Here is a 23,553-nt window from a genome sequence, read left to right as displayed (position 1 = left end):
TTACGGCAGGATGCGTCCGGCGCGCACCTCGAACAGGCGGTAAAGCATCTGGCGCAGGCGCTGCCAGCGGGTGGGCGTCAGTTCCATACCAGCACCTCCGCCGGGGTCGGGTTCCAGCCGTTGCAGGGGTTGTTCAGCTGCGGGCAGTTGGAGATCAGCACGATGACGTTGCACTCCGCGCGCAGCTCGACGTATTTCCCTGGGGCGGAGATACCGTCGGCAAAGGTCAGCCCGCCCTCCGGGGTGACCGGCACGTTCATAAAGAAGTTGATGTTGGCCGCGATATCGCGCTTTTGCAGGCGGCCGTCGTGCAGACAGGCACAGAGGAAGTTGTCCCGGCAGCTGTGCATATGGCGCTTGTCGAGGGCATAGCGCACGGTGTTACTCTCCTGGGCGCAGGCCCCGCCGAGCGTATCGTGTCGTCCACAGGTATCGGCCACGATGGTCAGCAGCGGGTTGCCGAGATTGGAGTAGAGCACGCTCCCGCTGGTCAGATAGGCGTTGTTCTGCCGACGCAGCGTGCGCTGGGCGTCGTAGCGCTCCCGCGGGTTTTCGGCGCTATAGAACAGGGTATCCACCGCCTGGTTACCCTCCAGATCCAGCAGGCGCAGGGTCTGGCCCTTTTTCACTTCAAACAGGTAGGGCTCGCCCGCCGGGATCACGTGGCGGAAGGTCGCCTCCTGGGGCTGTTTTTCGCGGACATTCGTCATCTTGCGGCTCCTTACAGGGCGAAAAGTTGGGTGTTGGTGATGGCGCGGCCGTTTTCCGGGCGCGTGAGGAGTGCGTTAATGGCCCCCTCCTCGTCCTCTGCCTGCCGCCAGCCCAGCTGTACCGGGCGCGGGGCATACTCGGTGGACGGGTCCATCGGATGCTGCAGGGCGGTCATCACCATCAATGTGTCCATCGGAGCGAACAGCTCGACGTAGCTGCCCGGTTGGGAATGGTCGCGGTGGAAGCTGAACTGCCCGTGATCGTCCACGGTCACTTTGCTGAAGAAGTTGACCACCATCAGCAGATCCTCAAGGTTGAGATCCCACTTGCCCATCTCCACCAGCAGGTTGTCGGTGCCGTTACGGTAGAAGCCGTTGCGCAATTCCTGATAGCGTCCCTGGCCATATTTTTCCGTCACTTCGGCGGCATTAAGCACCCCGCCGAACGGATCGTGCCAGCCAGCGGTATCAGCGGTAATGCCCGCCAGTACCCGGCCCATATCGGAGTAGAAGCAGTGCCCGGCGGTCAGGCGCGCGGTGTGCTGGCCTTTCAGGGTGTCCGGTAGGTTCAGGCGTTCGCTCTTCTCGTGCGGGTTGAGCATCATCAGGCTGACGTTCGCCCCGCCGTCGAGGTCGGTCATGCGCAGGATCTGTCCGCGCTTAAGCACAAATGAGAGGTGGCCGCCGCCAGGCAGGATCGCTTCACGTAAAGTCGTCATAGTGTTAACCCCTTAAGGCATAAACGTTGTCGGGAGCCGAACCGCTCAGCGCGGAGAGCCGGGTCTCGTTGAGCGGAATGTCGTAGGTAATGCGCGCCCCGTAGGCGTTCGGGGCCTGCGGGTCGAGGCGCACCTTGTCAAACACCAGCAGGCGGGTGCCGAGGTTGAAGCCTTCGGAGAGATCGTGGGTGACCATAAACACCGTCATGCGGGTTTCGCCCCACAGCTGCAGGAGCAGCGCGTGCATATCTTTGCGGATGCCGGGATCCAGCGCGCCGAAGGGTTCGTCCAGCAGCAGAACCCGCGGCTGCATGATAAAGGCCTGGGCGATGGCAAGGCGCTGCTGCATCCCGCCGGAGAGCTGGGCGGGATATTTATCCAGGGCATGGCCGAGGCCGACCTTCTCCAGCATCTGCGCGGCCTGCTCCCGCGCGGCGCGTTTTTTCGCCCCAAACAGCCGTCCGAACAGCGGGGATTGCGGCAGTTCGAGGCCGATAGCGACGTTATCCAGCACGCTGAGGTGCGGAAAGACCGAGTAGCGCTGGAACACCACCCCCCGGCGGCTGTCCGGTTCGGCGCTCAGCGGTTTACCGTCCAGGGTGATCGTTCCCCGGCTTGGCGTCTCCTGCCCCAGCAGCAGGCGCAGAAAGGTCGATTTCCCGCAGCCGGAAGCACCGACCATCGAGCAGAACTCGCCCTCGTTGATCTGCAGATTCAGGCGCTCCAGCACCACATGGTCGCCGTACTCCTGCCAGATATTGTTGATGGTGATAAAACTCATGCTTTCCCTCCTTCTGCCCATGGGAAACAGCGTTTGTGCAGCTGGCGCAGGGCCAGATCCATCAGCCAGGCCAGCAGCGTGATCCACAGGACATAGGGGATAATTACGTCCATCGCCATATAGCGGCGGACGAGGAAAATGCGATACCCCAGCCCGGCGGTGGAGGAGATGGCCTCCGCCGAGATGAGGAACAGCCAGGCCGAACCAAGCAGCAGGCGCAGCGAGGTGAGCAGGCGCGACAGCAGCTGCGGCAACACCACCCGCAGCACCAGCGTCCAGCTGTTGGCCCCCAGGGTCTGGGCTTTGATCAGGATCTCCGGCGGGATTTCACAGGCGCGATGCTCCAGATCCCGGGCCAGCATCGGGGTGATGCCGATAACAATCAGCATGATTTTTGACAGCTCATCGAGGCCGAAAACAATAAACAGCACCGGTAAAATCGCCAGCGGCGGGACCATCGACAGCACCGTCATCAGCGGCGACAGCGACGCGCGCCACAGGGGGAACACCCCGGCGGTGACGCCGATGCACAGGCCGATCAGCGAGGCGATCGAAAGCCCCACCAGCAGACGCGCCAGGCTCACCAGGGTATCGACCCAGAACAGGTACTCGCCGCTGCGTTTATCCGGGGTAAAGGCCATCCGCGAGATCGCATCCAGCATCTGCTGCAGACCGGGCAGCAGCTTGTCCTGGGGGTTGGCCTCGAGGCGCACCGCCGAGCCCAAAAAATAGGCGGCCAGCAGCAGGACAAAGGGCAGCATCACCAGCATCAGCCGCATGCCCGGTGTGGGATGACGATTAATTTGTCGCATGGAGACTCCGTCACTCATTACAGCTGGCCCGCGGCAGCCATCTTCACGAAGCTGTCGTCAAAGCGCAGTTTGACGTTGCTGGCATCGCCCTGGGTTACGTTGCCCGGGAAACTCATCCCGATAAAATCAGCGCTCTGTGCGCCATCGCCCAGCAGCCCTTTATCGAAGGAGAACGCCGCCACGCGCTGCATGGTTTTCACCAGATCCGCCGAGGTGACAAAGGCGATGTTGTCCTGCGGGGTGTAGAACAGGTGGGTGGTTTTGAGCTGCGCCTGATAGCCGGTGAGATCGGTGCCGGACGCCGCCGCCATCGCATTCAGGGCGTTCGCATCCTGGGCTATCATCAGCCCCATCATCTCGTACCATGCCCCGGTCAGCGCTTTGCCCAGCGCCGGGTTGTCCTTCAGGGTTTCGCTGTTGACCACCATCATGTCGATCAGCTCGCCGGGCACCTGCGAGGAGCTGAACACCTCGGTGGTTTTCGGTGTGCCTTTGATAACCGAGAGCTGCGGGTTCCAGGCCACGGCGGCCTGCACATTTTGCGTGGCGAAGGCCGAGACGATATCCGCGTCTGAAGTGTTGACCACGGTGACGTCTTTCTCCGCCAGCCCGGCTTTCTCCAGCCCGCGCACCAGCAGGTAGTGGGAGACGGACAGTTCCGGCAGATAAATCTTCATGCCTTTGAGGTCGGTAAGGGTTTTGCCCTCGCCTTTCATCACCACGCCGTCGTTGCCTTCCGAGTAGCTGCCAAGGATCAGCGCCGTGGTATCCACCCCGCCCGCCGCCGGAATGGTCAGCGCATCCATGTTGGTCATGGTGCAGCCGTCAAACTGGCCAGCGGTGTACTGGTTGATGGATTCGATGTAGTCGTTGAGCTGCACGACGTTGATTTTGATGCCGTACTTGTCGGCCCATTTATCAATGATTTTGTTAGTGCTGATGGTGCCCCAGGGCATCCAGCCTGCGTAGATGGTCCAGCAGACGTTGAACTCTTTTTTAACGGCCGCAAAGGTGGGGAGACTGACCAGCATTGCCAGCGACAGTACAAGAGAGCGGAGTAATGGCGTTTTGTTCATGCTTGACCTCTGAGTGGCACAAAATAAGGGGGCAGCGCGACACCGTCTGGTGCTGCTGTCTCCCGGGCTTTTGTCCCGCCGTGTAACCTCTCAGAGGTCGCCAGCTCTTGGACCAGTCATTCACCAAAGTGAACCGGAACCCTAGCCAGCTATTGTCATGTTGTGTGGTGCTGCCCTTCGTGATTGGTGATTGCAAAGGGTGTGCCAGGAATTTTTTGTGATATTTATTAGTGGCTTGGGAGAATGTACGGATTGGGTTTCACTGTTTTGGGGAGGCGGTGCGGGGTGGGTGCACTGTGGTGGTGCTCAGGAAAGGCTGGTTAGATGGGAGTTGGTTAATCACGTATTTGGGCAAAGTTGATGAACTTAATGCCCGAAACAGAGGGTCCGCTTTGTGCCAATAGCGGGCGTTATTAGCATCGTTTTTTATTAACCGTGAGCAGTTCACAGGGTATGCGGTTTGCGCAATGAGGGCTGAGTCTGGAAGCCTTCCAGGCAAATCAATTGGCTTCGCCCTTCAGCCGGTGCCGATAATATTTCAGGACAACGAGTGTCACGATCTGGCCGTAAATAAAGCCGCCCAGCCCGGCAAATATTACGGTGCCGACCATGCCGCCAAAATGCGCTCCAGCGCCGCTGAAGGCCCCGCAGATGGCGAGACCGCACCAGGTCTGCCAGTGCCTGAAGGCCGATTTATACGCGCTCCGCCACCGTCTTCCGCGCTCCCGAAAAGATAAGTCTTTTAGTTCGGTAATACTTTTTAGGGTCCAATAGATTTTCACGGTGATTTCCTTGTTCCGTTTCCTAAGTAAAGGAAAACATAAAACGTCGGCATAGGAAAGGATTGCTCAATGTCCACTGTTCGCTCAGAGCGGACCTACGCCCACTCCTCGCCCGTCCGCCACTTCCCGGGGCGGCTCGAATTCATCGCTATTGCGCGCTCATATCCATAAGAAACCAACCCTCAAAAACTGTACGTCACCTTCAAACTCCCCGTGGGCGACGTTTTGCGTTGAACAATAGGACTATCACCCGCATCCCCCGTCAACTGCGTTGCACCCGCTGAGGCAAGCACGCTCCAGCGCGAGGTGAGCCTGTGGGTCCAGTCCAGATTCATCGACCAGGCATAAATACCGGCTCCGGCGTCATGTCGGGCAAATCCCGATGCGCTCGACTGGGCGGAACTGACACCATAGTACGTCTGCATATACTTGTCGGATCCCCAACTGCCTGTCAGCGCCAGCGTCACCTCATTTTTTGGTGATGTATAGAGCGGGCTGATAATACCGAAATGCACCGCCTCCCCGTTGTCTCTCTCTGAAACCGGGACCTCAGCCTGCAGCTGCAGATGAAGCCAGCCGGTCACCTTATACCCCAGCCCAGGCACAACGATGGCCGAGCCTTTGATGTCGCCCATACCCCTCAGGTAATCGCTGCCGGAGCTGATCGAATCACTGCTCACGTCTTTATCTTTACGGCCTGTTCGATAGCTCACTGCGGCGCTGTAATCCAGGTTGCCGATGTTGTTGCCGTAACCAATCCCTCGCGTGGTGCTGATAAAGAAGCCGTTTGCCATGGCGTAATCCACCACCTGCGCCGCACTGACGCGGCTTTTATCCGAACCCGAGTAGCGTGGCGCGACATCCACGCCTCCGCCCAGTGTTAAGACGTTACCCTGGCTCTGTTCTGCCGCCAGTACAGGCGTGGCCAGTAACGCCAGAACGACGCCCGGCACGATGTTTTTCAGGCTGCGGCCCGAGAGCAAGTGTGGGGACGTATGACGCAGTTCAATGTTTCTCATTAAAGAAGTCCTTCTGGATTCAAATGGTGACGATGCAAGCGGTTAAACGCCAGGACGCCCATTTTGAATACTGACCCTAAGGTTCTTATGAGCCGAAAATGAAGAAAGACTGAAGCGCGCGCGGGTGCTGTAAACCGGATAGATTTCCTGATACCGTTTTTTCTTAAGATGTTCTTCATTCACGGTTGATACAGTTACCAGTGTGAAAATTCTACTAATCGAAGACGACCTGGATCTGGGCAATGGCGTACGTATCGCCCTTGCCGATCAAGGATTTGACGTCATATGGGTTCGCCGTAAAGAGGATGCACTACATCAGCTTGACGTCTGCGTGCCAGAACTTATTTTGCTCGACCTGGGGCTGCCCGACGGCGACGGCATGAGCCTCATGACGCGCTTACGCCAGCAGCTTAAGGGGATCCCCGTCATCATCCTGACGGCGCGAGGCACGCTGCAGGATCGCCTGTACGGGCTGGATGCAGGCGCAGACGACTATCTCGTTAAACCTTTTGTTCTCGCCGAACTGCTGGCGCGGGTAAGAGCCCTTGCGCGGCGCAGTTACGGTTTCGAGAATGAGACGATAGAAATTCGAGGCTTATTCCTTCATATGCCGACGCGGCGCGTGACGGTAAACGCGCGTCACGTCGAACTGACGGCCAGTGAATACGCGCTGCTTGAAACGTTGATGCTGCGTGCTGACCGCGTGATAACGCGACGGTTTCTGGAAGAACGGATATTCGGCAACAAAGAGAACCTCAGTAATGCGCTCGACGTGCATATGGGGAATTTGCGGCGAAAGATCGGCGACGGTTACGTGCGAACGGTGCGTGGCGTCGGGTATGTTATTGATACCGTTGCTGTTCAGAAGGTAACGACTTAATGCGAAACGCGTGGTATCACCTGAGGCGCCCAACGCTGGTAGGCCGAATTATCATCGCCCAGATGCTGCTGCTTACCCTGCTGTGGACTCTTTTTTTAACCTTCATTCTCTGGGAGGACCTGCGCAGCCCTCCCATACTCACGGGCAGTAAGACTTACGAAACGCTTTTTACCCTGGTTGAGCGAATGGACGAGCGCCCGCAGGCGCGAACCGAAGTCCTGGAAGCCTTCAGCAAGGCGTTACGCGAAAGCTATGGCGGCGGTGAAGATCCCGCACTATCGATTAACCTCATCGTTCGCAAGAACGGTGCCGTTATTTTTTCATCTGCGGGCGCACCTGTGGGGGTAACCAACACCCGTCCCGGAGAAATGGAGCATGTTCAGAGTGAAGGTCGAGCCTGGACCAGCCGCACCCTTAAATCCGCTCACTCCGACGTGGAAGTCACCCTGTTCACCCCTGCCAGCGGCTGGAACTTCTTTATCTACCTGAACTCGCGCGGCTATTACATCCTGCCGCTGTTGGTCTGTTTCCCTTTTCTTCTGTTCCCCGCGTGGCTGTCAATTCGCATTGCCATGCGCCCCTGGAACAAGGTGGTCAATGAAATTTCATTGCGCACGCCAGACGATCTCTCCCCCTTAAAAGCTGTACCAAAACACAGGGAGCTTCGCCAGATGGTGGATGCAATTAACGACTTTCTCGCCAGGGTGCGAGAAAGCGCGGAAAGGGAGCGGGTTTTCATTGCCGATGCGGCTCACGAACTGCGAACGCCGCTGGCGGCGATGCGAATCAACGTGGAAGCGTTGCAATCGTATGTACTCAGCCAGAGCCAACAGGAATTGCTTGCAGGGATTGTTCGCAGCAATAGCCGTGCTGCGCGTCTCGTCAATCAGTTGCTGCTGATGATGCACAGTGAAGCACGCATTGACACGGTTATGGAGCCCGTACCGCTGATGTCCCTCATCCAGGATCGAATGGCTGCGCTGGAACCGTTAGCCTCTGAGCGCAGGGTTGAGCTGGAGTTCTTCGCTGAAGATGAAGTTTGGATTTCAGGTATCCGGGAATGTCTGATGTCGCTGATCGACAATTTGATTGAAAATGCCGTGAAGTACAGCCCTGAGGGTGGGCGGATTCAGGTGGATGTTCGTTCATTAGAGAAATCCACTCAGCTACACGTTTCCGATGCAGGGCCCGGCATTCCGGTTGAATTACGCGAGCGCGTGTTCGACCGATTTTTCCGCGATCCCAATCAACTGCAAAGCGGGAGTGGACTGGGGCTTGCCATCGTTAAAGCGGTGGCGCAGCAGCACAACAGCTGTGTAAACCTGAGCACTTCCGCAGAAGGTGGCCTGATGGTGACGGTTGACTTCCCGAACCGCACGTTTAGCTAAACAAGAACAAGGGGTTCGATCGCAAATGCCGCAGATTGCTTCAAAATAATTACCGTATTTGTTATATTGTTGTTTATTGCTTATTCACCTCTGCGGTGCCAAAAAGAACAAGATTCACCGCAACCCAGGATACAAAAATGTTAGATTATCGCTTCCCGACAGCTTTGCAGATGGTTCTCAGCGTAGCAATGGCGGAGCAATTGGGTGAACGTTCGACGAGTGCGATTCTGGCCTACGGTCTGGAAGCAAACCCGAGCTTCATCCGCAAACTGATGGTTCCTCTCACGCGTGACGGTATTATCGTCTCCACGCTTGGCCGTAACGGCTCTATTCATCTTGGACGCCCGGCGGAAGAGATCACCTTGCGCGATATCTACCTCTCCGTCATCGAAGATAAAAAGCTGTGGGCATCACGTCCTGACGTACCGGCCCGCTGCGTAGTCAGCGCTAATGCCTGCTGGTACTTCAAGTCTATCTCCGAAGAAGCGGAGCAGGCTTCGTTACAGGTACTGGCGCGCCACACCGTGGCAAGCGCGCTGGAAGAAGTGAAAAAAGCCGATACCAGCGGCTGCGATCCGGTGCCTGAACTTATCGCCAAGTATAAAGAAGCCCTTTAACTTTCTTTGAATGCAAAAAAACCGCCTTGCTATGAAGGCGGTTTTTTATTATCTGCAACATCCCTACGCGGGCAGAACATCCCTTTCCGCTTTTTTGCCGCGCGTCACGAACTTACGCAGCGTCACATAGAACACCGGCGTCAGGAACAGACCAAACAGCGTCACCCCCAGCATCCCGGAGAAGACCGTGATCCCGGTAACGCCGCGCACTTCTGCGCCCGCGCCATGGCCGAGGATCAGCGGAATGGTCCCGGCAATAAAGGCGATGGAGGTCATCACAATCGGGCGTAAACGCAGGCGGCACGCCTCCAGCGCGGCTTCCATAATGCCTTTGCCCTGAATTTCCAGCTCGCGGGCAAACTCCACGATAAGAATCGCGTTTTTACACGCCAGTCCCATCAGCACCACCAGCCCTACCTGCACGAACACGTTGTTATCGCCACCGGTTAGCCAGACGCCAAACAGCGCAGAGAGCAGGGTCATCGGCACGATGAGGATCACCGCCAGCGGCAGCGTCCAGCTTTCATACAGCGCCGCCAGCACCAGGAACGCCAGCAGCACCGCGACCGGGAAGACGATCAGCGCCGTATTGCCCTGCGTGGCCTGCTGGAAGCTCAGGTCCGTCCATTCAATGTTCATCCCGTTTGGCAGGATCTGCTTCGACATTCCGTCCAGCTGCGCCATCGCCTGCGAGGACGAAAGTACGCGCGGGTCGGCATCGCCAATCAGATCCGCCGCCGGGTAACCGTTGTAGCGAATCACCGGGTCCGGGCCGTAGGTGGTCGTGATATTCACCATACTGCCAATCGGCACCATTTCACCCTGGCTATTACGGGTGCGCAGATTCGCAATGTCTTCCACGCTGTCGCGGAACTGCCCGTCGGCCTGCGCCATCACGCGCCAGGTACGCCCGAACTGGTTGAAGTCATTCACGTACGACGAGCCCAGATAGGTTTGCAGCGTACCGAAAAGATCGGTCAGCGACACACCCTGCGCTTTCGCCTTGTCACGGTCAACCTGCACGTCCAGCTGCGGAACGTTAGCCTGGTAGGTTGAGATCGGGAAGTGCATTCCCGGCGTCTGCATAATCGCACCGGACATGGTGTTTACCGCATTTTGCAGCGCGCCATAGCCCAGACCGCCGCGATCCTGAATGTACAGGGAATACCCCGACCCCTGACCCAGCCCTAAAATCGGCGGCGGCAGGATGGAGAAGCCAAAACCCTGCTGGATTTGCGCGATTTTCGCGTTTATCTCCGCGTTAATTTCCGCCGCAGTATGTTTACGCTGGTCGAACGGCTTAAGGCCGAAGAAGACCGTCCCCGTATTCGGCGTATTGGTGAACTGCAGCGCGTTCAGCCCCGGGAATGCGACCGCGTAGTCCACGCCTTCGGTATTCATCCCGATTTCGCTCATTTTGCGGATCACCGCATCGGTGCGCGCCAGCGATGAACCTTCCGGCATCTTCACGCCGCCAATCAGGTACAGCTTGTCCTGCGTCGGAATAAACCCGCCAGGAACCGCTTTAAACATGACGCCTGCGGCACAGAGCAGCAGCAGATACGCCCCAAACACCGCCCCGCGTCGGCCGAGCGTTTTGCCCACCAGCCCCTGATAGCCGTTCGAGCTACGATGGAAAAAGCGGTTAAACGGACGGAAAATCCAGCCGAACAGACGATCGATAAGCCGGGTCGGGAAATCTTTCGGCGCGCCGTGCGGTTTTAACAGCAGTGCTGCCAGCGCCGGAGAGAGCGTCAGCGAGTTGATGGCAGAGATGACCGTGGAAATCGCGATCGTCACCGCAAACTGCTTGTAGAACTGCCCGGTAACGCCCGAGAGAAACGCCATCGGCACAAACACGGCGCACAGCACCAGCGCAATCGCGATAATCGGCCCGGACACTTCCCGCATCGCCTGATGCGCCGCCGCGAGCGGAGCAAGCCCCTCTTCAATGTTTCGCTCGACGTTTTCCACCACCACGATGGCGTCGTCCACCACGATACCGATGGCCAGCACCAGCCCGAACAAACTCAGGGTATTCAGCGAGAAGCCCAGCAGATAGAGAATGCTGAAGGTCCCCACCACCGACACCGGCACCGCGATCAGCGGAATGATCGACGCGCGCCAGGTTTGCAGGAACAGGATCACCACCAGCACTACCAGCACCACCGCTTCCAGCAGCGTTTGCACGACTGCACGAATGGAGTCGCGCACGAAAACGGTCGGATCGTAAGGTGCCGCCCACTTCATATCTTCCGGGAAACGGGTCGACAGTTCGTCCATTTTAGCGCGCACCGCGTTAGACAGATCGATGGCGTTCGCCCCCGGAGACTGGAAGATACCAATCCCGACCGCGTCTTTGTTGTTCAACTGGGAACGCAGCGCATAGCTGCCGGACCCCATTTCGATACGCGCCACGTCGCGCAGGCGCACGACCGTACCGTCCTGCGTCGTTTTCAGGACAATATTGCCAAACTCTTCTTCGGTATGTAGACGGCCCTGGGCGTTAATGGAGATCAGGAAATCGCTCTCTTTCGGCAGCGGCTCGGCACCAAGCTGCCCGGCGGATACCTGCACGTTCTGCTCCTGCATCGCCGTGACCACATCCGAAGCGGTCAGCCCGCGGGCCGCCACCTTGTTGGGATCCAGCCAGACGCGCATCGCGTATTCACCCGAGCCGAAAATCTGGATCTGACCAACACCGGGCAGGCGTGCCAGCTCGTCCTTCACCTTCAGCGTGGCGTAGTTACGCATATACAGGGAGTCGTACTTACCGTTGGGCGAAAACAGATGCACCACCAGCGTCAGCGTCGGGGACTGTTTCTGGGTGGTAATACCCAAGCGCCGCACGTCTTCCGGCAGACGCGCTTCGGCCTGCGCGACGCGGTTTTGCACCTGTACCTGCGCCTGATCCGGATCGGTTCCCGGACGGAAGGTGACGGTGGTCACCAGCACGCCGTCGGAGCCCGCGACGGACTTCATGTACATCATGTTCTCAACGCCGTTGATCGCCTCTTCCAGCGGCGTCGCCACGGCCTCAGCAATCACTTTTGGGTTGGCCCCCGGGTACTCCGCGCGCACCTGCACGCTTGGCGGCACGACGTCAGGATATTCGCTCACCGGCAGCAGCGGGATGGCGATTAACCCTGTGATAAAAATCAGAATCGACAGCACCGCGGCAAAAATCGGCCTGTCGATGAAAAAGCGGGAAAAGTCCATGGGTCGGATTCTCAGGTCAAGGGATCAGTTGAGGGCGGCGCTGGCGGTCATGGCAACGGTTTTGGCGTTAACCGGCATACCCGGCATAAACACTTTTTGTAAACCGTCGACGATCACTTTATCGCCAGGGTTCAGCCCCTGCCGCACGATGCGTAGACCGTCTGCCAGACGTCCTGGCGTGATATCGCGACGCTGTGCTTTACCCTCTTTATCAACCACGTAAACATACTTGCGATCCTGATCGGTCAGCACCGCCTTGTCGTCGATCAGCGTAGCTTTGAATTCCGCGCTGCCCGGCAGGCGTACGCGGGCAAAAAGGCCCGGCGTGAACTGACGCTGCGCGTTATCCAGCAGCGCGCGCATGCGGATAGTGCCGGTACTCGGCGTTAGCTGATTATCCAGAAAATCCACTTTGCCCTGATGGGGATACCCCTCCTCGCCCGTCAGGCCAATCTCGACCGGTAGCGCCGTGTGATTGCTGGACGCACCCTGCCCGCTGCGGGCCAGATTTTGATAGTGAAGGTAGGTCGACTCATCCACGTCAAAGTAGACGTAAACCGTCTTCTGCGAGACCAGCGTGGTGAGGACGCTGGCGCTGTCACCCGCGGTGACAAGATTACCGCTGGTGATCAACGCGCGGCTGGCGCGGCCATCGATAGGCGCGGTGACTTTGGTGAAATCGAGGTTAAGTTGCGCGGCATCAACCGCCGCCTGTGCCGCGCGAATGTCGGCCTGCGCCTGGGTGGCAGCCGAACGACGCTGCTCCCACTCTTCGCGGGATACCACGTTGGTATTGACTAATTTATCGGTACGGTTCGCTTCACTACGCGCCAGGCTGGCCTGCGTTTTGGCTCTCGCCAGGTTCGCCTGCGCCTGTTCCAGTGCGGCGCGATAGGTTCGGTCATCAATAGTGAACAGCACCTCGCCCTTCTTCACTTCCTGGCCGTCGGTGTAATTCACTTTATCAATGTAGCCGGAAACGCGCGGGCGTAGCTGAACACTCTCCACCGCTTCGATCCGGCCGTTAAAGCTATCCCACTGGCTGATGGATTTCACGACCACGTTAGCTGCACTGACAGCGGGTGCTTGTGGCGTAGCGTTTTGCGCGACGCTGTCATCGCACCCGACGAGCAACACGGAGGCGAACATCGCCCCCAGTGCGCTCAGATGAAAGTTACCCCAGGTTTTTTGCAGGCTCATTATTTTTATTCCGGTAATTGTAGCCGCCGGGCAAGACGCAGGGGAGGCGCTGCGCTACTTCCTTTGTCCGGTGGCTGGCTTAAGGCCATTTGTGTCGTTCATCGCCACAAAACTGTAACAGTTGCGAATACACTATTCCCGGCGATTGTAGGAAGGCGCTTAATTAAGTGCAAGAATAATTGTTGCACTTAATGTGCTATTTGAGTCGATGTTAAAACACCCGTTTCGCTCAGGGATTTAAATGCAATAATAAAATTTGCAATTAACCGAAAAACGCGCCACCTTTAAATGCAACAGATAAAGATACCTTTATACAGGCAGCGTGAGGATAACCAGATGAACACTGGCGCATTTATGCATGATTTACTCGACTGGATCGACAACAACCTGGATAGCCGTCTGGATATTGAGTCCGTTGCCAGGCGTTCCGGCTACTCAAAATGGCATCTCCAGCGTCTGTTTAAGGAACATACTGGCTATCCCCTCGCCGGGTACATTCGCGCGCAAAAGCTGCAAAAATCGGTTGAGCGCTTAACCCGCAGCGACGAGCCGATTTTGAACGTGGCGATCGCACTGGGCTTTGACTCCCAGCAGTCCTTCAACCGCAGCTTTAAGCGTCAGTATGGTCAGGCGCCTGGGGCATGGCGGCGGAGTATGGGTGGCCCGGAAACGCAGGAGCTACGCCAGTAATGCATATTTTGCTGCAACGTTGATCTGTAGCCGCGACACTGTGTATAAACACGGTGCAGCGAGGTGCACGATGGCTGTTGCAAAGCGGAATGCAGATGGATGAAATGCAGGCTGAAAAGATCAGAAATTACTAACACTAAAAGCCATATTGGCTGAGCAATGCACCTCCACTAACTTGAGTTAGCATCAACTTAACCGAATTTTTAAGGAGTCTGTGACCAGACTCCGTTGATTATCACATTGAAATGCTAAAAATGCCCTCCGTGATTCAATTGCGAACTCCCAGGTGGCGGAGGGTTTACAGCAGGCGTTCACAGAGCGAAGAGCGTGTTGCGGGGTCGTCGGTTTCGAGCAGCACGCTGACCAGGGCGGCGCAGCGATCGGCGGACTCGAAGAGATCCATCTCCTCCAGATCCGGCTGGGTGATAAGTGGATGAATAATGCTTTCGTCAGAATGCAGATAAGTCAGGGCTAGGGTAGTAGCCATAATAAGGCATCCTCTTTATGCAGAAAATATAATCACCGATGAGTTCCTACGCCCGATTGCGGATGTGCCGCAACGCAGTGACTTTACGACCCTGAGGATATGAAGAAAAGCGTTAACCCTGAATTACCTAGGGTTACTTTGAGGTTTGCGAGACGTCTTCCAGAAAAGGCTGCCGGGGCATTTCGCTTGCCCGTCCTGTGAAACTGTTTATACCTGCCCTGCACCAAAAACCCCATAAACATCAAGCCATTATAGAAACATTTTTTAACACAACCTGTTTACATTGTAATGATTATTCATATCATCTTGATAATCACTATCACCTTGGCGGGTGATGTTCTTGCGGTGCCGGGCATTAGCGCCTCTGACACCTCGAAAAATCAGGATGATCATAATAATGAAACCGCGTTACCTCTGGGCTTTAAACCCGTGCTTGTTAATGATGTTAGCCGCTAATGCCTCGGCTGAAGGACAAAAAGAAGAGTCGCTGGTGGTCTCCGCCAGCCGCACAAACCACAGCATTACCGATATGGCGCAGACCACCTGGGTCATTGAACAGGCTGATATTGAACAGCAGGTTCAGGGTGGTAAAGAGCTTAAAGAGGTGCTGGCGCAGCTGATCCCCGGGATGGATGTCAGCAGCCAGGGGCGAACCAATTACGGTATGAATATGCGTGGCCGTTCGATGATGGTGATGGTCGACGGGGTGCGGTTAAACTCCTCGCGCAGCGACAGCCGCCAGCTGGACTCAATCGATCCGTTCAATATCTCCCGCATTGAAGTCATCTCCGGCGCAACCTCCCTCTACGGCGGCGGCAGTACCGGCGGCTTAATCAATATCGTCACCAAAAAGGGCCAGCCGGAAACGGAAGTCGAGTTCCAGACCGGCCTGAAGACGGGCTTCAATAGCCATAACGATAATGACGAAAACATCGCGGCGGCGTTCAGCGGCGGCAACGACAACGCTTCAGGGCGGCTTTCCGTCGCGTATCAGCGCTTTGGCGGCTGGTACGACGGCAAAGGCAACGAGGTGAACATTGATAATACCCAGACCGGTTTGCAATACTCTGACCGTCTGGACGTGATGGGCACCGGCACCCTGAATATCGATGACCACCAGCAACTGCAGCTCACCACGCAGTATTACAAAAGTGAATCCGACGGTAAGCACGGTCTCTATCTTGGCGAGAACTTCTCGGCAGTGACCGGTTCCGGCGACGCTTACAACAAAAACAATCTCGACTCCGACCGTATTCCGGGCACCGAACGCCACCTGATCAACCTGCAATATTCCAACACCGATTTCTGGGGCCAGGATCTGCTCGCTCAGATTTACTACCGCGATGAAAGCCTGACCTACTACCCCTTCCCTACGCTTGCAGGCGGCCGGGTCACCAACATTGGTGCATCCCAGCAAAAGACCGATTTCTACGGGGGCAAACTCACCCTCAACAGCAAACCGCTGGATGCGTTGACCCTGACATGGGGTGTCGATGCCGAGCATGAAACCTTCGACGCCAATCAGCAATTCTTCGACCTTAACAAAGCGGCAGCCAGCGGGGGTATGAAGCTGGATAATGCCTACAACGTGGGACGCTATCCGGGTTACAGCATCACCAACCTCGCTCCGTTCCTGCAATCGAGCTACGACTTCTCCGCGATCACCCTGAGCGGCGGCGTGCGCTATCAGTATACGGAAAACAAGGTCGATGACTTTATTGGTTACGCCCAACAACAGGGTATTGCCACCGGCAGAGCCTCCTCGGCAGATGCTGTGCCAGGCGGGAAAACCGACTACAACAACCTGCTGTTTAACGCCGGTATCCTGGGTCATCTGACCGAGCGCCAGCAGCTGTGGTTCAACTTCTCCCAGGGCTTTGAGATCCCGGATCTGGCGAAATATTACGGCTCCGGCACCTATCAACTGGTAAACGGCCATTATCGTCTGGTCAACAGCGTGAACGTGAATGACTCAAAACTCGACGGCATTAAGGTTGATGCGTACGAGCTGGGTTGGCGCTACACCGGGGACAACCTGCGCACGCAGATCGCCGGATACTATTCGCTTTCCGACAAAACCATCAACATCAATAAAAGCGACATGACCATCAACGTCGAAGATGACGAGCGTCGCATCTACGGTGTTGAGGGTCAGGTGGATTATTTCTTCACCGACAGCGCGTGGAGCACCGGCACCAACTTCAACCTCATCAAATCAGAAACCCGCGTCGACGGAAAATGGGAGAAACTGACGGTAGATAGCGCCAGCCCGTCCAAGATGAGCGCCTGGGTCACCTGGGCCCCGGGCGACTGGACCTTGCGTCTGCAAAGTACGCAGACGTTTGATTTGTCTGACGAAGCCGGTAAGCACATTGATGGCTATAACACCGCTGACTTCATCGGCAGTTATCTTCTGCCGGTGGGCAAGCTGAGCTTTAGCGTCGAAAACCTGCTGGATGAAGACTACACCACCGCATGGGGACAGCGGGCACCGGGTCTTTACAGCCCAACCTACGGCGCTGAGAACCTCTATACCTACAAAGGTCGCGGTCGTACCTTCGGCCTGAACTACTCGGTCTTATTCTGATACGCATTAACTGCCGCCTGCATAGCGGGCGGCAGTTGACAGATGTCATTACCCCGGTAAGAATGCTGTACATTAAAACAGTATTTAAGGGGATATATGATGTTCGTTGAACTGGTTTACGACAAAAGAAATGTTGCGGGACTCCCCGGTGCAAGGGAGATCATCCTGGCTGAGTTAACCACCCGGGTGCACCGGATCTTTCCGGATGCCGAGGTGAAGGTAAAACCGATGCAGGCCAACGGCCTGAACAGCGATGCCAGTAAAAGCGATCGAGAGAAGCTGAACCGCATGCTGGAGGAGATGTTTGACGAAGCAGATATGTGGCTGGTTGCGGAGTGATTTAACGATCCGGAGACCGCTTCGTGGCAGAAGCAGACGTGATTAAAACCAGCGTCTATAATCCAGAACGTTTGCAAAAAAGCGCTGCTTTGAGGTTTCCGACATGACGACCTTCCATCAACTGACTGCCACCAGCCTGCGTGGCGAGCACATCTCTATGGCCGACTATGCAGGTAAGGTCGTTCTGGTGGTGAATACCGCCAGCCATTGTGGCTTCACGCCGCAATACGCAGGCCTTGAGATGCTCTACAAAAAATATGCCGATCAGGGGCTGGTAGTACTGGGTTTCCCCTGCAACCAGTTCGGTAAGCAGGAACCCGGCGGTGCCGACGACATTGCGCAGACCTGTAACATTAACTACGGTGTGAGCTTTCCGATGTTCGGGAAAGTGGAGGTTAACGGCCCCGCAACGCACCCGGTGTTTCGTTACCTGAAAGCGGAACTGCCCGGCGTGCTGGGTGGGCGGATCAAGTGGAACTTCACTAAGTTCCTGATTGGACGCGACGGTAAACCGCTCAAGCGTTTTGCACCGATTTCTACGCCGGAGAAAATTGAAGATTCTATTGTTGCTGCGCTCAAAATCTAAGTGGAAACCGGATGCCTGTTCACATTAATAAGTTAAAATAGCCTTACGGAGCAAAGCCAGTTTCTCTTTTAATACCTATAAAAAAATATAATTATGAATAAAAGTTATTACTTCGAAAATAAATACAAGAAATGGTCCATTACAGCCGTGACACTCATCATTGCGGGTTTATGGTGCTGGTATATGTTGTGGGCATCCAGCCTCTCCCATAAAACCATTCTAAAAAAATCGATACCTGAATGGTTAACGTATATTTCTTTCAGCATACTGATGGGAAGTTTCTCTTTTATCTACGCTTTTTATCGTCGCACTTTTAACAAAACATTAAAGTATCTTAGTAATGCATTTCTCGGCGGTTTTAGCCTGGGATTGTTATTGAGCTTAAACTGTTATGATGTCTATGTTTATCTCTTCCCGGACAACATAATTGGCTATGAATCGGAATATGAGGTTGTCTTCCCGGGGCCATCGAGAGGTAAGCATGGGCATTGTGAAGCAGGGATCTGGATAAAAGATCAGAACACTACCAGATGGATACAGCTTTGTACCAATAAAGAGTATCTGCGCAGCCACCGTAAGCAGGGAATGACAGGAGTATGGGTAACAGCTCGCGTAAATAAAATTGGGACGTATATCGTTAACTACGAATTTATTTACAGGTAAATGTAGTATTACTTCTCTTTCAGCCCGGGGAAATATGGCCTGGTAAAACTCATCTGAAGGTATCGCTCAATTTTTTAAGCAAAGACGTTCCAGAAAGGCAACGCCGGGGGCGCTGCGCTTGCCCGGCCTACAAAATCACATTCAGATTTTCAGGGTATCAATCACCGCCCTCAAGGCGGGCGACACGTTGCGGTGCGGATAGTAGAGGAACAGCCCGTCCATGCGCAGGCTGTAGCGCTGCAACACCCGGATCAGCGTTCCGCGCTCCAGATCGTCCGCCACCAGCTCAACCGGGACGTAGGCCAGCCCCAGTCCCAGCCGGGCGGCTTGGGCTTCCATATAGCTGTCAGAAAAGGCCCACTGTCCTTCGGGGCGATGGGTAATGCTTTTGGCGTCCAGAACCAGCTCCCACTGATAGAGTCCGCCGTCGGCAAACTGATAGGCAATGCAGGGGTGGGCCGCTAAATCCGCGGGGATCTGGGGAAAGCCGTAGCGGCGCAGGTGGTCGGGCGTACCGACCACCGCCATCTCCATGTCGGGGGTAATGCGTACCGCGACCATCCCCTGCCCAACCTCAGGCCCCAGCCGGACGCCGGCATCGAACCGCTCGGCGATGATATCCACGAAGCGGCTCTCATTCATCAGCTCCAGGCGGATATCCGGGTAACGCTGTTTGAATATCGCCAGCTTTGGCAGGAGACACTTCTCGATAGCGTGCTGGCTGGCATTGATGCGCACCGTGCCGGAGGGGGTCTCACGATAATGCGCCAGAGTGGCGAGCCCGGTATCCAGCGCATCAAACCCGGACTCGGTGGTCTGATAGAGCTGCTCCCCGGCCTGGGTCAGCGACAGCCTGCGGGTGGTGCGCACCAGCAACTGGACGCCCAGCCGCGCTTCGAGGTCGCGCACCGAACGGCTGATCCCCGACTGAGCCAGCCCCAGCCGCTGCGCGGCGGCGGTGAAGCTGCCCTCCCGCACCACCTGCATAAACAGGTACAGCTCGTTGTAGTTTTCCCGCTTCGCCATCACCCTCTCCCCTCAATAATTCATAACAATATGGTATGAATCTTAGCAGTATTCGGCCTCTAATCAGCACTATTACTGCTAACTATACTGGACTCCACACAACAACACAGCCCGGTGCCTCCTATGAAAACATTCACCCGAAAACTGACAGCTGCCATACCCGCGATGCTGCTGTGCGCATCCTTAAGTGGAGTAACGACAATGAGTTATGCAGATACCACCAATCCGAACGCGCCCGTTTCGATGATCACGAAGTGGGACAAGACCTTTGCCGAGAGCGATAAGGTCGATCACCGCAAGGTCTCCTTCCAGAACCGCTACGGGATCACCTTAGTGGCCGATATGTACCTGCCGAAAGACCGGGGCGATCGCAAGCTGGCGGCGATTGCAGTAAGCGGGCCGTTTGGCGCGGTGAAAGAGCAGTCCAGCGGCCTGTATGCCCAGACCCTGGCGGAAGAAGGATTTGTGACCCTCGCGTTCGATCCCTCTTATACAGGCGAAAGTGGCGGCCAGCCGCGGAATGTCGCCTCTCCGGACATCAACACCGAGGACTTTAGCGCCGCGGTTGATTTCCTGGGATTACAAAAAGAAGTTGATCGCAACCGCATCGGTATTCTCGGCATCTGCGGCTGGGGCGGGATGGCGCTGAACGCGGCGTCTATGGATACCCGCGTGAAAGCGGTCGCCACCAGCGTGATGTACGACATGAGCCGCGCGATGGGCCACGGCGTGGGGGATGGCAAAGATCGCTACTCTGCGGCAGATCGCCATGCCGTGCTGGCGTATCTGAACGAACAGCGCTGGAAAGATGCCGAAAGCGGCACCTTTGCCCACGGCGGCCACGATATTAATGTCGACCAGAACGGCAAAGTGACCGCGGCTGACCGCATTCTGCCCGAAGCGTTACCGGCAGATCCGCATCCGGTCCTGAAAGAGTTCTTTGATTACTACCGGGTGCCGCGCGGCTTCCACGAACGCTCCGTGAACTCCACCGGCGCATGGACCGCGACGATGCCGCTGTCGTTCATGAATATGCCGCTGCTGAGCTATGCCAAAGAGATCACCATCCCGACGCTGATCGTCACCGGTGAAAAAGCGCACTCACGCTATTTCGCTGAAGATGCCTACAAAGCCGTTGGCAGCAAGCAGAAAGAACTGGTGATTGTCCCGGGTGCTAACCATGTCGATCTGTACGACAACGTCGCCGGTAAGATCCCGTTTGCACAGTTTGAGCAGTTCTTCAAAACCAGCCTGAAATAACCCTTTACGCTGCCTGTCCCTGGCAGGTGGCGTTACCCCTTCCCTTCATGAAATCTGATTATGTCCACACTGAGCCAAACCACACAGAATAACGAACGCGCGTACTGGGGCGGCATTTTTGCCATGACCCTGTGCGTATTTGTCCTGATTGCATCGGAGTTTATGCCGGTCAGCCTGCTGACCCCCATTGCCAGCGATCTGGGCGTCACCGAGGGTCTGGCGGGCCAGGGGATTGCCATCTCCGGCGCGCTGGCGGTCCTGACCAGCCTTAGCCTTTCGCATATTGCCGGGAATATGAATCGTAAAACCCTCCTGCTGGGCATGACGATCCTGATGGCGGTATCGGGGCTGATTATTGCGTTTGCCTCCAGCTATCTGGTCTATATGGCCGGACGCGCCCTGATTGGGATCGCCATCGGCGGCTTCTGGTCTATGTCGGCAGCGACGGCCATTCGCCTGGTGCCGCAGCATCAGGTCTCCCGTGCGCTGGCGATTTTCAACGGCGGTAACGCCCTGGCGACGGTCGTGGCTGCCCCACTCGGCAGCTATCTTGGTGCCACCATCGGCTGGCGCGGAGCCTTCCTGTGTCTGGTCCCGGTGGCAACCGCAGCGTTTATCTGGCAGTGGTTTAGCCTGCCCGATATGAATGGCAATAAAAGTCAGACCTCACGCGGGACCGTTTTTCGCCTGTTCCGTCTGCCGGTGGTGTCTACCGGTCTGCTGGCTTGCGGCCTGTTCTTTATGGGTCAGTTTGCGCTGTTCACCTATGTGCGTCCGTTCCTGGAGACTGTCACCCACGTCAGCGCCTCCGGCCTATCGCTGATCCTGCTCACCATCGGTATCGCGGGTTTTATTGGCACGCTGATCGTTGCCCTGTTCCTGAACGCCAGGTTCTATCTGACGCTAATGGCTATTCCGCTTCTGATGGCCGCCATTGCCGGGCTGTTAATCCTGGTCGGGCACAGCCTCTGGATCGTCGCCCTGCTGTTGGGGTTCTGGGGTCTGCTGTCCACGGCGGCGCCAACGGGATGGTGGACGTGGATCGCCCGTACCCTGCCCGAGGATGCAGAAGCCGGTGGCGGGTTGATGGTGGCGGTGATCCAGCTCTCAATCGCGCTGGGCTCCACGGCAGGCGGAATGGTGTTTGACCATATCGGCTGGCAGAGCACCTTTGCGATGAGCGCTATTTTGCTGCTGAGCGCGGTGGTGCTGACCGGGTTCACCGCGCGGAAAAGCGCTACCGGGAAGTAGCCAGCCCCGACGGGTGGTGGATTATGTCGTTACACATCACCTGTAACTCATTGAACAGTCTTGCCACATGGAAACCATCGCACACGGCGTGATGTATCTGAATGGCGAGAGGCAACAAGACTTTCCCCTCATGTTCATAGTATTTCCCAAAGGTGAACATGGGGGCAAAGAAGTTCTGCATATTAGCAACGTTGATATTAAAGTTGGTAAAGGTCACCCAGGGAATTGAAGAAACGAAAAATACATTATCCGGCGACTCACCTTTAGGCCAATAAGCAAGGTTATTCCCGTATTGGGCAACATCTTCTGAATAAACCGTCTGGAAGTGTTGAATATTGCCATCGTATTGACTCCATAAGGATGAAAAGGTCTCGGTTTCATTATGGAAAATGGTATAGCTTGGATGAACTCTGTTCCATATAACCAGCTCATTGTTCTTCATGGCCATACGGAACTCCGTATGCCTGTTTACGATTTCAGACAGGAGGGAAATCACAGTAGGGTAAAATTTCCAGCCAACCTTTTTGATATGCTTTAACAGCGCAGTAATGTCTACCAGAACCGTTTGGTTAATTGTCGATTGAGCAAACGACTGAAATACCTCAAAGTGCTCCTTTCTTGCCCAACCAGAGAGATCAACAGAGGTATATTCCGGGGTTGTTGTTTTCATTTTTAGCCTTTGATTAGCAAGAATATATACGATGTTAGCCTAAGCTTTTTCTTAAGTTAAGCAAACACTCGGGTGCCGGGGGCGCTTCGCTTGCCCGGCCTACGACTCTAAAGCCCGTTATCGGCTGCTGAACGCCAGTCTGGCGGCAAAGCATAAAAAGAGTCCCCCGGTTGCACGATCCATGGCGCTGATAACACGGGGTCTTTTCAGGATACCTGATGCAAAGTGCGTGGAGATGATTAGCGTGGCTGACCACAGGGTGCCGATCAGGACATGAATGCCGACGAGGATAAATGTCCAGAGTACAGGTGAATGCCCGGCGGGGATAAATTGAGGTAGAAACGACACATAAAAAATGCCCATCTTGGGATTGAGTACGTTTCCGAGCATGCCTTTGATAAACCAGTTCCCGTGGGCAGCCGTGTCATCCGCGTTCTGACTGAAAGAGGTTCGGGGGCGCATCAGTAATTGCAGGCCCAGCCAGCAAAGGTAAGCCGCCCCGCAGATTTTCAGTACTGTGTAAGCGAGCGTTGAAACCGCCATCAGAGCGCCGAGACCGAGCGCGACAAGCGCTCCCCAGACGAAACAACCAGCATCAATTCCAAGCGCAGCCTGAAAAGCCTTTTTACCCCCTTCAGCACAGGCGGTTCGAAGAATGAGTGCCGTATCCAGGCCAGGGGTGAGGGTAAGCAAGAGTGCCGCGAGAGAGAAAGCGAGAAGTGAATCGGTAACCGACATTTTCTTTATCCGAAAGCGTGGATGTTACCGAGTTACTTTTTCCCAATCAATTC

23 protein-coding genes and 1 riboswitch are annotated in these 23,553 nt (G+C 56.0%); of the genes, 10 read left to right on the top strand and 13 right to left on the bottom strand.

All coding sequences use genetic code 11. From position 1 onward, the window contains the following. Positions 1–77: 77 nt before the first annotated feature. The 7 genes from SOM40_RS10695 to SOM40_RS10665 all read right to left on the bottom strand — a co-directional run bounded on the left by SOM40_RS10695 (position 78) and on the right by SOM40_RS10665 (position 5,899). Positions 78–710 (bottom strand): urea amidolyase associated protein UAAP2, encoded by a 633-nt coding sequence (locus SOM40_RS10695; RefSeq protein WP_320456879.1) that lies wholly within the window; start codon positions 708–710, stop codon positions 78–80. A gap of 11 nt (positions 711–721) precedes the next feature. Continuing rightward, positions 722–1,429, bottom strand: a complete 708-nt coding sequence (locus SOM40_RS10690; protein WP_320456880.1) for an urea amidolyase associated protein UAAP1 — start codon at positions 1,427–1,429, stop codon at positions 722–724. A 4-nt stretch (positions 1,430–1,433) separates the two neighbouring features. After that, entirely contained in the window at positions 1,434–2,210 is a 777-nt protein-coding gene (locus SOM40_RS10685; RefSeq protein WP_320456881.1) for an ABC transporter ATP-binding protein, read from the bottom strand. Further along, entirely contained in the window at positions 2,207–3,022 is an 816-nt protein-coding gene (locus tag SOM40_RS10680; protein ID WP_225758885.1) for an ABC transporter permease, read from the bottom strand. Before SOM40_RS10680 ends, SOM40_RS10685 begins: the two co-directional genes overlap by 4 nt. Positions 3,023–3,039: 17 nt before the next feature. Continuing rightward, the gene (locus SOM40_RS10675) at positions 3,040–4,098 is read right to left on the bottom strand and encodes a putative urea ABC transporter substrate-binding protein (protein ID WP_225758886.1); all 1,059 of its coding nucleotides are present in this window, start codon (positions 4,096–4,098) and stop codon (positions 3,040–3,042) included. A 57-nt stretch (positions 4,099–4,155) separates the two neighbouring features. After that, positions 4,156–4,254: riboswitch (guanidine-I (ykkC/yxkD leader) on the bottom strand. A 344-nt stretch (positions 4,255–4,598) separates the two neighbouring features. Beyond that, entirely contained in the window at positions 4,599–4,880 is a 282-nt protein-coding gene (locus SOM40_RS10670) for a hypothetical protein (protein WP_039032642.1), read from the bottom strand. A gap of 182 nt (positions 4,881–5,062) precedes the next feature. After that, positions 5,063–5,899, bottom strand: a complete 837-nt coding sequence (locus SOM40_RS10665; protein ID WP_312187106.1) for a MipA/OmpV family protein — start codon at positions 5,897–5,899, stop codon at positions 5,063–5,065. A gap of 202 nt (positions 5,900–6,101) precedes the next feature. Here SOM40_RS10665 and SOM40_RS10660 point away from each other — a divergent pair, with 202 nt between their 5' ends. From SOM40_RS10660 to oqxR, 3 genes are all read left to right on the top strand, one after another. Further along, positions 6,102–6,779, top strand: a complete 678-nt coding sequence (locus SOM40_RS10660) for a response regulator (RefSeq protein WP_262673394.1) — start codon at positions 6,102–6,104, stop codon at positions 6,777–6,779. After that, positions 6,779–8,167: a sensor histidine kinase gene (locus tag SOM40_RS10655; protein ID WP_320456882.1), complete on the top strand. Its 1,389-nt coding sequence runs from the start codon at positions 6,779–6,781 to the stop codon at positions 8,165–8,167. The genes SOM40_RS10660 and SOM40_RS10655 overlap by 1 nt, the downstream gene beginning before the upstream one ends. A gap of 137 nt (positions 8,168–8,304) precedes the next feature. Then, a complete protein-coding gene (gene oqxR, locus SOM40_RS10650) occupies positions 8,305–8,784 on the top strand; it encodes an efflux pump transcriptional repressor OqxR (protein ID WP_010430601.1) in 480 nt (159 codons plus the stop codon). Positions 8,785–8,847: 63 nt separating this feature from the next. Here the strand turns inward: oqxR and oqxB are convergent, their stop codons facing one another. Both oqxB and oqxA read right to left on the bottom strand, forming a co-directional pair. Next, the gene (gene oqxB, locus SOM40_RS10645; protein ID WP_320456883.1) at positions 8,848–12,003 is read right to left on the bottom strand and encodes a multidrug efflux RND transporter permease subunit OqxB; all 3,156 of its coding nucleotides are present in this window, start codon (positions 12,001–12,003) and stop codon (positions 8,848–8,850) included. A gap of 24 nt (positions 12,004–12,027) precedes the next feature. Continuing rightward, complete coding sequence (oqxA, locus tag SOM40_RS10640) at positions 12,028–13,203, bottom strand: multidrug efflux RND transporter periplasmic adaptor subunit OqxA (protein WP_225758893.1); 1,176 nt, start codon at positions 13,201–13,203, stop codon at positions 12,028–12,030. Between the two features lie 336 nt (positions 13,204–13,539). On the opposite strand from oqxA, the gene SOM40_RS10635 reads away from it, so the two are divergent. Then, positions 13,540–13,893: a helix-turn-helix domain-containing protein gene (locus tag SOM40_RS10635; RefSeq protein WP_225758894.1), complete on the top strand. Its 354-nt coding sequence runs from the start codon at positions 13,540–13,542 to the stop codon at positions 13,891–13,893. A 298-nt stretch (positions 13,894–14,191) separates the two neighbouring features. Here SOM40_RS10635 and SOM40_RS10630 read toward each other — a convergent pair whose 3' ends face one another. Then, the gene (locus SOM40_RS10630; RefSeq protein WP_320456884.1) at positions 14,192–14,380 is read right to left on the bottom strand and encodes a hypothetical protein; all 189 of its coding nucleotides are present in this window, start codon (positions 14,378–14,380) and stop codon (positions 14,192–14,194) included. Between the two features lie 397 nt (positions 14,381–14,777). Between SOM40_RS10630 and SOM40_RS10625 the strand changes: the two genes are divergently transcribed. From SOM40_RS10625 to SOM40_RS10610, 4 genes are all read left to right on the top strand, one after another. Continuing rightward, the gene (locus SOM40_RS10625) at positions 14,778–16,967 is read left to right on the top strand and encodes a TonB-dependent siderophore receptor (protein WP_320456885.1); all 2,190 of its coding nucleotides are present in this window, start codon (positions 14,778–14,780) and stop codon (positions 16,965–16,967) included. A 99-nt stretch (positions 16,968–17,066) separates the two neighbouring features. Continuing rightward, entirely contained in the window at positions 17,067–17,306 is a 240-nt protein-coding gene (locus tag SOM40_RS10620; RefSeq protein ID WP_106993802.1) for a DinI family protein, read from the top strand. Between the two features lie 103 nt (positions 17,307–17,409). Then, positions 17,410–17,892 (top strand): glutathione peroxidase, encoded by a 483-nt coding sequence (locus SOM40_RS10615; protein WP_320456886.1) that lies wholly within the window; start codon positions 17,410–17,412, stop codon positions 17,890–17,892. A 93-nt stretch (positions 17,893–17,985) separates the two neighbouring features. Beyond that, on the top strand, positions 17,986–18,555 hold the full coding sequence (locus SOM40_RS10610) for a hypothetical protein (protein ID WP_320456887.1): 570 nt from the start codon (positions 17,986–17,988) through the stop codon (positions 18,553–18,555). Between the two features lie 141 nt (positions 18,556–18,696). On the opposite strand, the gene SOM40_RS10605 is transcribed toward SOM40_RS10610, so the two are convergent. Beyond that, positions 18,697–19,581, bottom strand: coding sequence for a LysR family transcriptional regulator (locus SOM40_RS10605; RefSeq protein ID WP_320456888.1), 885 nt, complete (start codon positions 19,579–19,581; stop codon positions 18,697–18,699). A 123-nt stretch (positions 19,582–19,704) separates the two neighbouring features. On the opposite strand from SOM40_RS10605, the gene SOM40_RS10600 reads away from it, so the two are divergent. Together SOM40_RS10600 and SOM40_RS10595 are read left to right on the top strand one after the other, a co-directional pair. Next, positions 19,705–20,841, top strand: a complete 1,137-nt coding sequence (locus SOM40_RS10600; protein WP_320456889.1) for an alpha/beta hydrolase — start codon at positions 19,705–19,707, stop codon at positions 20,839–20,841. A 60-nt stretch (positions 20,842–20,901) separates the two neighbouring features. Then, positions 20,902–22,092: an MFS transporter gene (locus SOM40_RS10595; RefSeq protein ID WP_320456890.1), complete on the top strand. Its 1,191-nt coding sequence runs from the start codon at positions 20,902–20,904 to the stop codon at positions 22,090–22,092. On the opposite strand, the gene catA is transcribed toward SOM40_RS10595, so the two are convergent. Together catA and SOM40_RS10585 are read right to left on the bottom strand one after the other, a co-directional pair. Next, on the bottom strand, positions 22,079–22,762 hold the full coding sequence (gene catA, locus SOM40_RS10590; protein WP_320456891.1) for a type A chloramphenicol O-acetyltransferase: 684 nt from the start codon (positions 22,760–22,762) through the stop codon (positions 22,079–22,081). The two genes, SOM40_RS10595 and catA, sit on opposite strands and share 14 nt — an antisense overlap. Positions 22,763–22,879: 117 nt before the next feature. Beyond that, positions 22,880–23,500 (bottom strand): LysE family translocator, encoded by a 621-nt coding sequence (locus SOM40_RS10585; RefSeq protein ID WP_320456892.1) that lies wholly within the window; start codon positions 23,498–23,500, stop codon positions 22,880–22,882. Between the last annotated feature and the right edge of the window lie 53 nt (positions 23,501–23,553).

The organism is Leclercia sp. CFBP8987 (assembly GCF_034044995.2).
GTDB lineage: Bacteria > Pseudomonadota > Gammaproteobacteria > Enterobacterales > Enterobacteriaceae > Enterobacter > Enterobacter tamurae.
Note: the sequence above shows the minus strand (reverse complement) of the source record. Positions and strands in the feature narration are given on the sequence as shown.

Coding starts and splice junctions, on each gene's coding strand:
- SOM40_RS10695 (WP_320456879.1), bottom strand. CDS start 710: ATGACGAATGTCCGCGAAAAACAGCCCCAGGAGGCGACCTTCCGCCAC.
- SOM40_RS10690 (WP_320456880.1), bottom strand. CDS start 1,429: ATGACGACTTTACGTGAAGCGATCCTGCCTGGCGGCGGCCACCTCTCA.
- SOM40_RS10685 (WP_320456881.1), bottom strand. CDS start 2,210: ATGAGTTTTATCACCATCAACAATATCTGGCAGGAGTACGGCGACCAT.
- SOM40_RS10680 (WP_225758885.1), bottom strand. CDS start 3,022: ATGCGACAAATTAATCGTCATCCCACACCGGGCATGCGGCTGATGCTG.
- SOM40_RS10675 (WP_225758886.1), bottom strand. CDS start 4,098: ATGAACAAAACGCCATTACTCCGCTCTCTTGTACTGTCGCTGGCAATG.
- SOM40_RS10665 (WP_312187106.1), bottom strand. CDS start 5,899: ATGAGAAACATTGAACTGCGTCATACGTCCCCACACTTGCTCTCGGGC.
- SOM40_RS10655 (WP_320456882.1), top strand. CDS start 6,779: ATGCGAAACGCGTGGTATCACCTGAGGCGCCCAACGCTGGTAGGCCGA.
- oqxR (WP_010430601.1), top strand. CDS start 8,305: ATGTTAGATTATCGCTTCCCGACAGCTTTGCAGATGGTTCTCAGCGTA.
- oqxB (WP_320456883.1), bottom strand. CDS start 12,003: ATGGACTTTTCCCGCTTTTTCATCGACAGGCCGATTTTTGCCGCGGTG.
- oqxA (WP_225758893.1), bottom strand. CDS start 13,203: ATGAGCCTGCAAAAAACCTGGGGTAACTTTCATCTGAGCGCACTGGGG.
- SOM40_RS10635 (WP_225758894.1), top strand. CDS start 13,540: ATGAACACTGGCGCATTTATGCATGATTTACTCGACTGGATCGACAAC.
- SOM40_RS10630 (WP_320456884.1), bottom strand. CDS start 14,380: ATGGCTACTACCCTAGCCCTGACTTATCTGCATTCTGACGAAAGCATT.
- SOM40_RS10625 (WP_320456885.1), top strand. CDS start 14,778: ATGAAACCGCGTTACCTCTGGGCTTTAAACCCGTGCTTGTTAATGATG.
- SOM40_RS10620 (WP_106993802.1), top strand. CDS start 17,067: ATGTTCGTTGAACTGGTTTACGACAAAAGAAATGTTGCGGGACTCCCC.
- SOM40_RS10615 (WP_320456886.1), top strand. CDS start 17,410: ATGACGACCTTCCATCAACTGACTGCCACCAGCCTGCGTGGCGAGCAC.
- SOM40_RS10610 (WP_320456887.1), top strand. CDS start 17,986: ATGAATAAAAGTTATTACTTCGAAAATAAATACAAGAAATGGTCCATT.
- SOM40_RS10605 (WP_320456888.1), bottom strand. CDS start 19,581: ATGGCGAAGCGGGAAAACTACAACGAGCTGTACCTGTTTATGCAGGTG.
- SOM40_RS10600 (WP_320456889.1), top strand. CDS start 19,705: ATGAAAACATTCACCCGAAAACTGACAGCTGCCATACCCGCGATGCTG.
- SOM40_RS10595 (WP_320456890.1), top strand. CDS start 20,902: ATGTCCACACTGAGCCAAACCACACAGAATAACGAACGCGCGTACTGG.
- catA (WP_320456891.1), bottom strand. CDS start 22,762: ATGAAAACAACAACCCCGGAATATACCTCTGTTGATCTCTCTGGTTGG.
- SOM40_RS10585 (WP_320456892.1), bottom strand. CDS start 23,500: ATGTCGGTTACCGATTCACTTCTCGCTTTCTCTCTCGCGGCACTCTTG.